Here is a 10,285-nt window from a genome sequence, read left to right as displayed (position 1 = left end):
CCAGTCGTACTTGAGGAAGTCCACGCCCCACGCCGCGAACTGGCGGGCGTCCTGCTCCTCGTGGCCCAGCGCCCCGGTCGAACCGGGGTAGGAGTCGAAGTACTGGGCGCACGTCTCGGCCAAGGGCGCCTGGTAGATCCCGAACTTGAGCCCCTTGCCGTGGATGTAGTCGCCGAGCGCCTTCATGCCGCTCGGGAACCGGCCGGGGTCGCCCTGGAGGTTGCCCGCCGAGTCCCGGTTGGGGTTCATCCAGCAGTCGTCCACCACCACGTACTGGTAGCCCGCGTCACGCATGCCGGAGCTGACCATCGCGTCGGCCATCTGCCTGATCAACGCCTCGTTGATGTTGCAACCGAACGTGTTCCACGAGTTCCAGCCCATCGGCGGCGTGCGCGCCACGCCGTTGTCCAGGGCCTCGGCCGGAGGGGCCGTGGTGGTCGCGGCGACCGTGCCTGCGAGCACCAGGGCGGCGGCTGCCAAGAGGGCGGCGAACCGCCCGCGGCGTGGGGATGTGAGCGATCGGATCATGGTGTTCCCTTGTTGATGGATCGTTCCATGGATTGGCGATGGGTCGCCGGGGGGAGGCGAAGGGGTCGGCATCGGTGCGGCGGCTGTCCGAACCGGATCGTCACGACTGGTGCGCGAACAGGTCGCCGGTCATCGGCGGGGATTCCCGGGCGCGGTGGGGCAGCGGCCATGTTAGCGTTAACAATTCGGGCTGTGCGATGGCACGTCGGCATTCGGAGGTGGTGACCCGCCGGCGTCTTCCTGCGGTTCGCGCGGCCGAGGTCATCCAGCGCACGCACTGACGTATCACAGGAGTTTCCCGATCGGCTGACTGTCTGTCAACGATCGAGTCGGGTCGCCGCGTCGCCCCGGCCGGGTCAGCCCAGTTGGAGCAGCGTCACGGAGTGCGGCGGAAAGGTGTGCGTGAGACCGCCACCGGTCACCGGCAGCGTCGCGGTCCGCATCGTCACGCCGGTCACCGCCTCGTCGTTGTAGCTGGTGAACGCGGCGCTGTCGGTCGCGCGCAGGTGGGCCGTGCCCGAGGTGGACCCGCCGGTGAAGGTCAGGCGTGCGGTCACGGCGTCGGACTCGCCGGGCAGTCGGTTCACGACCATGACGTAGGTTCGGCCGTCCGCGCCGCGCGTCGCCGCGACGACCAGCGCCTCGTAGCAGCCGTCGTCGCCGTTGCCGCAGTGCGCGGGGTCGACCACGCGGATCGGGTTGCCGGTCACGGTCCGGGTCAGCCGCCGCCCGCCCGCCTCGAAGAGCGGCTTGACGACCTCACGGGTGACCGCTTCCGACGTGAACACCGGCTCGGCGCCGAAGAACAGGCCGTACCGGGCGGGCGTGGTGAACAGGTCGTTGCCTTCCGCGAACCGGATGTCGTGGTAGAGCCACCGCACCCACTGCGAAGCCATGTAGAGCGCGTGGGTCATCGAGGTGTTCCACCGGTAGTAGGGCGCGGGCAGGCCCGGATCGGGTCCCCACAGCGCGCCGAACTCGGACAACCCCACGTAGGCCTTGCTGCCGTTGGCCGTGATCGCGGCCTTGAGCGCCTGGATGCCCTCGACCTCGGTCCACGCGCCCATCATGTGCTGGTCGTGCCCGTCGAGCGGGTTGGACCAGGCGTCCCTGGGGTTGCCGGCGGCATCCTTCTCGGCGGCGAAGTTCGTGTACGGGTGTGCCGTGAGGCAGTCGTACTCGGCGGCGTGGCCCAGCGCTTTCATCCTCTTCGGGAACGCGACCGTGCCCCAGCTCGAACACACCTGGATCGTCGGGTCGACCTGCTTCATCGCCCGGTAGAACGCGGGGAACCCGCGGTGCGTCGACTGGTAGGACGCCGATACGTGCCCACCGGGCGGCAGGCGGCGGCCGTGGACGCCGTCGCCGAACCTGATGTGCCCGTCGACGGGGCGGTCGACCGCGAAGACCGGGTCGTCAGGTCCGGCGGACGCCAGGTCGGCCACCCGTCGCCACGCCACCCCGTCGACGGTCACCCGCACGCTCTCGGCGACCACCGGCGCGTGCTTGACCTCGAACACCTCGCCGGCCGCACCGCTCGCCGCGACTCCGCCGGCCGGGTGGGCGCAGTCCTTGCCCAGCGGTTCCGCGGTGAGCTGGACCGTGCCACCGGTGATGTACTGCTCGACCGCCACCGCCGGGTCCTGGTGCATCCAGTAGCGCTGGTCCCGCAGGTAGTGCTCGTTGCCCAGCTCCCAGTACCGCACGCGGTACGGCTCCGCGTGCCCGTGGTCCGCCCGGACCTGCGCCCACGCGGTGCCCCCGTTCGGGTTCGTCCCCACCTCCGCGTTCATGAACTCGACCCAGTCGGCGGCGTTCTCCGGGGTGATGACCGCGAACGGCACCATGATCTGCGCCTGCGCGCCGACCTCGGACACGAACCGCATGTGCTCCATCGGCCCGTACGTGCTGTTCGCACGGGTCCAGTCCCGGCCGTCGACCTGGCACCCGCGGTGCGCCGCCGGCCCGATGGCCCGCTTCCAGCGGAAGGTGTTGGCCACCGTGCCGCCGGGGTAGCGGATCATCTTGAGGCCCGCTCGCCGGACCGCTTGCACCGCCTCCGGTCTCGGCGCGTCCGCCGCCGGGTCCCACATCCCGTAGCCCAGGCCGGTGTGGCGGTGGTTGGCGCCGAGCAGCTCGGCCCGGACCGGCCCTTCGTCCCGGTCGACCGCGACGTTGATCAGGACGGGTTCGGCGGCCGACCCGGACGCCGCGGTGGCTGGGGGCCCGGCGAGGGCGGTGGCGGCGACGACGGCCGCGGCGAGGCATCTGCGTGGTACCACGGGCCGGACGCTAGGGAGGCCGGAGCACGCCGGACAAGCGTTTCGGCCTGCGTGGAAAGGTTCGGCAGGGCGGCGTTCGCACGAACGGCTTCGCGCGCGAGCACGAATCGAGGGTGCGCCATTCGTCGTCAATCATTGGCGGTATGCGCCTAAACTCTGGCGGTATTTTTCCGTCCACCGATGCCGCCGAAGCCCCGCCGTGCCCTAGCGTCGGACGCCGGGTGGGGGGATCACCCGACGCAACGTTCGACGGAGCGCTCCGGGGGGAGCAGTGCTGCGCATCTACTTCACGCCCGAAGACCTTGCCAGGACGAGGATCAGCGCCGCACCGCACCCGATGTGGGAGACGCTGCTCAGCCTGTACCGGCTGCGCACGCGGACGGGTGAGGTGACCTTCGAGGAGTGGCGGAGATCCGCGGGGCCCAAGGCGCCCGCGGACACCCGGCTGCTGACCGACCTCGTGCCGCGGTCCGGGTACGCGGCGGACTTCCTCACGCCGGTCACCGACGACCTCACCCTGGCCGAAGGGTTGGAGGCCCTGCGCCTCACGCCGAGACGAAGACTCCGCCAGGACCTGTCCATCCTGGTGGGTGTGCGTCGCCCACCGTCGTGGACGACCGCGCTCGCCGAGGGTCGTGCGGAGGCCGTCGTGCGCCTCGCCGACGCGGTCGAGCGGTACTTCGAAGCCTGCCTCGCGCCGTACTGGACGCACGTGGCCGGCCGCATCGGTCAGGAACGCGCCAGGCAGACGGCGCTGATGGCGGACGGCGGCTGGGAACGCCTGCTCGAAGACCTGCACCCGACGGCGCGGTGGCACTACCCGGTGCTGGAGATCGGCTACCCGGTCGACCGTGAGCTGCACCTGGGTGGCAGGGGCCTGCAACTGGCGCCGTCCTTCTTCTGCCAGGGTCTGCCGATCACGTTCCTCGACGGTGACTACGAACCGATCCTGGTGTACCCGGTCGAGCACGAACTCGGCTGGTCCGCGCTCGGCGGCACGCGTGCCTCGCTGGCCTCCCTGCTCGGCCGGACCCGTGCCAAGGTGCTCGCGGCCATCGGCGAAAGCCCTTGCACGACCAGCGAAGTGGCCCGCCGCACGGCGACGACCCTGCCGACCGCGAGCCAGCAGGCCTCGGCCCTGCGCGGCGCCGGCCTGGTCACCAGCCGCCAGAACGGGCAGTCGGTGCTGCACTCGATCACCTCGCTCGGCCTCGCCCTGCTGGCCGGCGGCTCCGCCTAGCGGAGGAGGGGGCTCGGGCATCGGGTACCCGAGCCCCCTCCGGGGTCACAGCTTTCCGCTCCAGTGGTGTTTGTCGTCGTCGACGTTGGTGAAGCTGGCGGCGAGCGTGATGCCGTCCTTGGCGAGCATCCCGATATCGGTGCCGGCCACCCTTGCTTCCATGGTCTCCAGCCGTTTCACCGCCGCGGTCGCCTCCCGGTGCAGTCGTGCGGTGCCGGTGAAGATGCTGCCCTGCACCCGGGCGGTGTTCCGGGCGGCGTCCAACGCGAACTTGATCTTCGTGCCGCCACCGAAGGTGACGATGCCGATCGCCTCGTACGCCACTTTGTCCACCCGTTTCTCCTCGTACGCCCTCTTCATGTCGACCGCGCTCATCCCGGCGACCGCCGCACCGCAGATCAGGCAGCCGGCGAAGGCGGCCACGCCGAGTCCCAGCTTGACGTAGCCCCAGATCTTCCCGCCTGGCTTGATGTGCTTCACCGTCCACTCGCGACTTTTGTCGACGTACTTGTCGGCCTTCTTCAACGCGGCTCTGGCCGACTTCTTGTACTGGTTGATCTTCTTCTTCGCCTGGTCCACCTTCGGCTTGACGTGCTTCTTGTAGAACTTCCTGACCGAGTCCTTCCGTTCCTTGACCACCTTCCGGATCGTCTGCGTGACCTTCTGCACGCTGGGGATCTTCTTGATCACGTTCTTGACGACCGGCACGGTGACGGCCTTGAGCGTCTCGACCGCGTTGTGGATCATCGGGGTGTACTTGGTGACCCACGACGTCACCGGCTGCACGACCGTCTTCACGATCGGCTTGAAGACGGTCTTGGTGATCGTCTTGATGCTGAAGCCCCAACGGCCGTCCGGGTCGGTGTAGGTGACCGGGCTGTTGTTCGCGTAGGCGTAACCGTGCAACTGCTGCGGGTCCTCGTGGTCGATCACCGGGTCCACGGAGATGAACCGGCCGGTCGACTGGTCGTACTCGCGCGCGCCGAGGTGCACCAGACCGGTGGTGGGGTCGTTCGTCCCACCGACGAACCCGCGTTCACCCGGCCAGACCGACGGCGCCGCGCCGCGCACCTCGCCGTACGGGGTGGTCCGCCGTCGTTGCACCGCCTGGGTTTCCGAGTCGATCGACAGCTGCGCGGTGTTGTGGTGGTCGGCGGCCTGCCAGGTCAGCTTGCCGTCCGACGTGCGGGCGGCGACCACGTGTCCCGAGTGGCTGTAGTAGCGAGTGGCGGACAGGGTGGCGTCGGGGTTCAGGCGCACTTCGGTCGCGCCGAGGTACAACGTGGTCCCGTTGGCGTCACGCCGGATCAGCCGCTCGCCGGACGCGTCGTAGAGGAACGACGTGGTCTTGCCGCCCTCGGTCACCTCGGCCACGCGGCCTTCGGCGTCCCAGTCGAGCGCCTGGCCCTTGCGGGAGGTGGTGTTGCCGACCGCGTCGTAGGCGTACTCGTCCACCTTGTCGCCCGTGGTGACCTTGCGCAGCGTGTGCGGCTGCGGTTGGCCCGGAGTGGGATAGGTGTAGGCCGACGTGGTGGACTTGCCGTCCGCGCCGGTCCTCGTCTCGCTCAACCGGTTGCCCACCTTGTCGAACGTCCACGACGTGCCGTAGGGGGCCGGCCCGCCCAGCTCTCCCGAACCGCACTCGCCGGACTTCGGCGTGTGCGCGTTCGTGAGCCGGCGCAGGTGGTCGTAGGCGAAGCACTGGGTGTCCGCGTCGGCGGCGTCGGCGATCCTCCTGATGTTCCCGGCCGCGTCGTACCGGTAGGACACGTCGGACAGGTGGCTCGCGCTCGAATCGCTCTGCACCACCGAGCGGGACAACCGGCGGGTGCCGTCCTCGTACTCGAACGACTGCCGCACCGCCTTGCCGCCGGTGGACAGCGTCGCGTTCTCGATCTCGCCGTACGGGGTGTACTTGGTCCCCGTGACGTAGGAGGTCTTGCCGCTCAACGTCGTCGGCAACCCGTAGTTGTCGTACCCGAAGGTCAAGGTCTCCTCGGCGAAACCCGCCACCGCGGGCAGCTTCTGGGTCGCGATCTCGCCGTCGACGGTGTACGTGCTGGAGAACTCGTACGTGCCCGCGAGCTTGCCCTCGTTCGCCGGGATGGTGATCTTCGACCCGGTGGGCTTGCCCGACGGGTCGTACCCGGTCACCGCGAAGGTGTACGCGGCGCCGTCCACCCATCGGGTCGAGGTGGCCGGCATGCCGGGGGCCACCGTGTCGAAGGTCCACTCGGCACGCTTCTTGCCCGACGTCGACCCCTCGTACAACCCGGTCTGCCGGCCGAGGTCGTCGAAGGTGGAGACGAGGGTGACGCCGCGAGCGTCCTTGACGCTCGTCATCTGGCCGACCTCGTCGTAGCCGTACTCGGTGAGGCCGCGATCCGGGTCCAGGCTGCTGGTCTTGCGGCCGCGCACGTCGTAGGTGTAGCGCCACGCGTTCCCGGCGGGATCCGTGACCGACAGCAGGTTCCCCTCGGCGTCGTAGCCGTAGGTGGTCCGGTCGTAGTCGCCGGTGGGCGTCTCGCCCTTGTACTGGCGCAGCTCGACCACGTTCCCGTCGGCGTCCAGGATCCTGGTCTCCGGCGTCTCACCGGTCGGCGGGTCGACGTCCTGCCGGTCGGGGCTGTTCGAGTAGGTCGTGCGCCACTTCTCGACGCCCTTGACCTTGAAGATCGACGCCGTCGGCCGGTCACCGCCGTCGTACTCGGTGATGGTCTGCGACGTCAGCAGGTCGTCATCGGGGATGAGGATGTCGTAGCCGGGCGGCGCGTCGTTGAGGTAGGGCCCGTTCTGCTTCACCTCCAGGCCGCGCGAGTCGTAGAGGTGGTCGATGACCGTGCGGCCACCGCCCGGCGCCGGGGCCTGGGTCTGCCGCAGGCGCATGTCGCCGTCGTACAGCTCGTAATCGGTGTCGTAGGAGCCGTCCGGCTGGAGGTCCTTCGTGGTCACCACGCTCGGACCGTCGTTGCGGAACAGGTAGGCGTGCTCCCGGTCGGCCGGACGGGTGTCGGGGTTCGCCCCGGGCAGCCACTCCTTGAGCACGCGGCCCAGCGCGTCGTAGGTCGTGCGGGAACGCCGGTCGCCGGGCAGGACGACCGAGGTCTCCTCGCCCCACGCGGGGTCCACTTCGGTGACGGTGCGGTGGCCCGACGCGTTGGTGACCGCGATGCTCGTCGGCGCGCCGGTCGCCGGCGTGTACGTGGTCGTGCCCTTGCGGTTCTTGGCGTCGAGGACCTCGATCGGCCGCCCGTAGCCGTCGTGCTTGGCGCGGGTCGTCGTGACGTAGGTCGGGGTCCCGCCGTCCCAGCCGGAGAGTTCCTCGATGCGGGTGACGTCACCGACGGTCGGTGCCGCGCCGAGGGTTTCGCTGCCGTCGTAGTAGAAACGGTCGTCGTCGGTGACGTTCGCCGGCGTGACCGGCACGTCGCAGCCGTCGGACACGGTCTGCTTGCGGTACGGCAACTCCACCAGGGAACCCTGCGTCGCGTAGCTGTATCGGGTGCAGGTGTCGTCGTCCGGTGTGCCGGTGTCGTTCAGGTCGAACGTCTGCTGGAGCACCCCGCGCGGGTCGTAGGTGTTATCGCTGCCGGTTTCGCGCCAGGTGCCGTCGGAGAGCAGGTTGGTCTGCCGGGACTTCTTCTCGCCGGTCTGGAACGACTCCGTCGTGCCCCAGGCCGCCTTGCGGGTCGCCGTCGGCCCCTGCACCCAGTGGTCGGTGATCGACCGCGACCGCTCGACGCCACCGGCCTTCGTGTAGGTGATCTCCTCCAGCTCGTAGCCGGACAGCGGGTCGCGGTCGGGCCAGGGACTTTTCTTCGAGTCGAGGACCTGCACCGACTTCCGGCCACCCGCCGCGGTCTTGTCGCCGTCCATGCCGCGGTAGTACCGGGTCTCGGTCAGCGACTGCTCGCCGCCCGCGTCACCCTTCTTGACCAGCACCTTCTCGTACCCGCGCCACTGCGACCACGTCTTGCGCTCGGCCGGGACGAGGCCGTCCTCGTCGTCGTGCCGCCACGCGGGCGTGCCGGCGTACTCGACGGTCGTCTCCTCGGCGACCACGCCGGTGGTCAGGTCCTTCTCGGTCACGCCGCCGACCACGTACTTGTGGAACCAGTCGGTGCGTTCCTTGGCCACGCCGTCCGGGGTGTCCGGTGACCACTTCAGCGGGTGGCACCGCAGCGTGTTGGCGTCCGGCGCGGGCCGCGTCCCGGTCGGGGCGCAGTTCGGCGGCTGGTAGGTGACGACCACCTGGCCGCCGGACTCGGTGTTGATCTTCTTCATCCGCCACCAGTTCATCGGCGGCACCATGTCGTTGGTGGCGTCAACCCGGTTGTTCAGCTGGATGCCGTCGAACGTGGTCGGCGGCAGCTCGACCGGCGTGCCGGCCAGGCCGGTCTGCCTGATCGACGACAGCCACAGGCCGGCCCTGGTGCCGTCACCCGGGGCCTGGAAGTTGTGGGTGAGCTTCCAGGTGTTGACGTCGCGGAACGCCGAACCGGTCCACACCTTGGTGGTCACGCTCTCCAGCCGCTTCTGCGTCCAGAACGTCTGCGAGTACTTGTCCTTGCAGTTCGTCGTGCTGGCACACGCCTGGTCCCACGGCGTGTCCGGCCAGTTCGCGGGCTTGGCCGCGACGCAGTCGGCGGCCGGGATTCCGGGGATGCACCGGTCCGCGGCCTTGAGCACGACCTGGCCGACCGGCTTGGTGGTGAAGATCTTGTCCTTGGGCTGGCCGTAGTCGATCCGGGCCAGGCGCCCGGCGCGGACGTAGGACGAGACCTTGGTGGCGGTCAGCTCACGCCCGTAGTTGTTGGTCTCGGTGTCGTAGAAGTAGCTGATCGTGTTGCCGTGCCGGTCGACCACGTAGTCGAGGTTCCACCGCCAGGCCTGCACGCAGGACGAGTCGGCGAACGCGGTCTTGTGGCACGGCTCGTTCGCGTGGTTGCCGTACACCCGGTTGGTCCACACCGACTCGGTGATCTCCTTGCCGGTGCTCCAGCCGGGCAGCTGGTTCAGCCCGAAGTAGAACTCCGTGCCGTCCCGGGTGGTGATCTTCCAGTGCTCGCCGTTGTCGTCCGGGTTCTTCCCGCCGGTCAAGCGCTCCACCACGGTGCCGTCGTCCTTGCGCGGTCGCCACTTCTTGGTGACGTCGTCCAGCACCAGCTCGCCGCCCTTGCCGTTGAGCGTGAACGTGGCGTTGTCGGTGCGCCAGCACGTGTCGCCGGTCTTCCTGGTGTTGTTCGCGTTGGTGTTGTCCACCGGCTTCATGTCCGTCGAGCAGGCGACGTACCGGCGTTCGACGTACCCGCCCGGCTCGAAGGAGAAGCCCTCGCCGGCCCAGGACGGCTGGTTGTTGGCCGCCGACGTGCGGCCGTCCATCGAGCCGGACGAGTAGGACAGGTTCAGCTGGGGCGCCGCGGCGTTCACGTTCGGCGGCACGGCCATCGGGTAGTTCCAGCCGAAGTCGCCGGAGGAGCCGCCGGCCACCCAGGTCGAGGACGGCGACAGCGACGTCTCCTTGTAGTCCCCGGCGCCCGAGGAGTCGCCCGCCATCACGCCGTACAGCCCGGACTTCGCCTCCGGCGTCGCGGTGGCCCGCGCGGTCAGCCGCCCGGAGCCGTTGTTCAGGGTGGCCAGCGGGGTGGCCCGGCACTCGTCCCGCTCCGGTGTGCTCAGGGCGCACTCCGGCAGCGCCACCAGCCTCAGTCGGACCGACCAGTCGCCGCCGTACGCCTGCGCGAAGCCGGAGTAGTCCACCTCGACCTCGACGGGACCGTCCTGCCGCACGCCGTCGGCGCGGTTGATCCGCAGCAGCGGGCCGTCCAACCGCTGGTCGAGCACCTCGACGCGGACCTTGCCGGGTGCGGCGGCGGCCGTCGGCACGTCGCCGTTCACCCGCCTGAGGGAGATCGGCAGATCGCCCGCGCGGGCGGTGTCGCCCGCCGTGCGCAGCCCGTCCAGCGCCACTTCCGCGACGCCCGCCTTGGGCCAGGTCACGTCCGGCGTCCTCGTCACCGCCGCCGCGTCGGCGACGTTCGGTTCGGGTGGCACGGCGCGGGCGTCGTGCCCCGGAACGGACGGCTCGCGGTGGGGCTGGAACACGGCGGCGCCCGGCTGGGCCAGGGCCGGTGTGGACACCACCGCGGTCGTCGCCACCGCCAAAGTCACCACGCCGGTTATCAACCGGCGCACAGGTCTTCTCATCAGTCGCCTCCTCGGCATCGAACGCAGA

At 69.8% G+C, this 10,285-nt stretch carries 4 protein-coding genes; 1 reads left to right on the top strand and 3 read right to left on the bottom strand.

Annotation, left to right across the window (positions count from 1 at the left end):
- Together LNK82_RS01865 and LNK82_RS01860 are read right to left on the bottom strand one after the other, a co-directional pair.
- Positions 1-528 (bottom strand): glycoside hydrolase family 27 protein (locus tag LNK82_RS01865; RefSeq protein ID WP_230565123.1); only part of this gene is annotated, 528 nt, incomplete at its 3' end.
- A 356-nt stretch (positions 529-884) separates the two neighbouring features.
- Complete coding sequence (locus LNK82_RS01860; RefSeq protein WP_230565122.1) at positions 885-2,810, bottom strand: alpha-L-arabinofuranosidase family protein; 1,926 nt, start codon at positions 2,808-2,810, stop codon at positions 885-887.
- Between the two features lie 271 nt (positions 2,811-3,081).
- Between LNK82_RS01860 and LNK82_RS01855 the strand changes: the two genes are divergently transcribed.
- On the top strand, positions 3,082-4,050 hold the full coding sequence (locus LNK82_RS01855) for an ArsR/SmtB family transcription factor (protein WP_230565121.1): 969 nt from the start codon (positions 3,082-3,084) through the stop codon (positions 4,048-4,050).
- A gap of 45 nt (positions 4,051-4,095) precedes the next feature.
- Here the strand turns inward: LNK82_RS01855 and LNK82_RS01850 are convergent, their stop codons facing one another.
- Positions 4,096-10,257: an RHS repeat-associated core domain-containing protein gene (locus LNK82_RS01850; RefSeq protein ID WP_230565120.1), complete on the bottom strand. Its 6,162-nt coding sequence runs from the start codon at positions 10,255-10,257 to the stop codon at positions 4,096-4,098.
- Between the last annotated feature and the right edge of the window lie 28 nt (positions 10,258-10,285).

This window comes from Saccharothrix luteola (assembly GCF_020859565.1).
GTDB classification, from domain to species: domain Bacteria; phylum Actinomycetota; class Actinomycetes; order Mycobacteriales; family Pseudonocardiaceae; genus Actinosynnema; species Actinosynnema luteola.
This window is presented reverse-complemented; position numbering and strand designations above follow the sequence as displayed.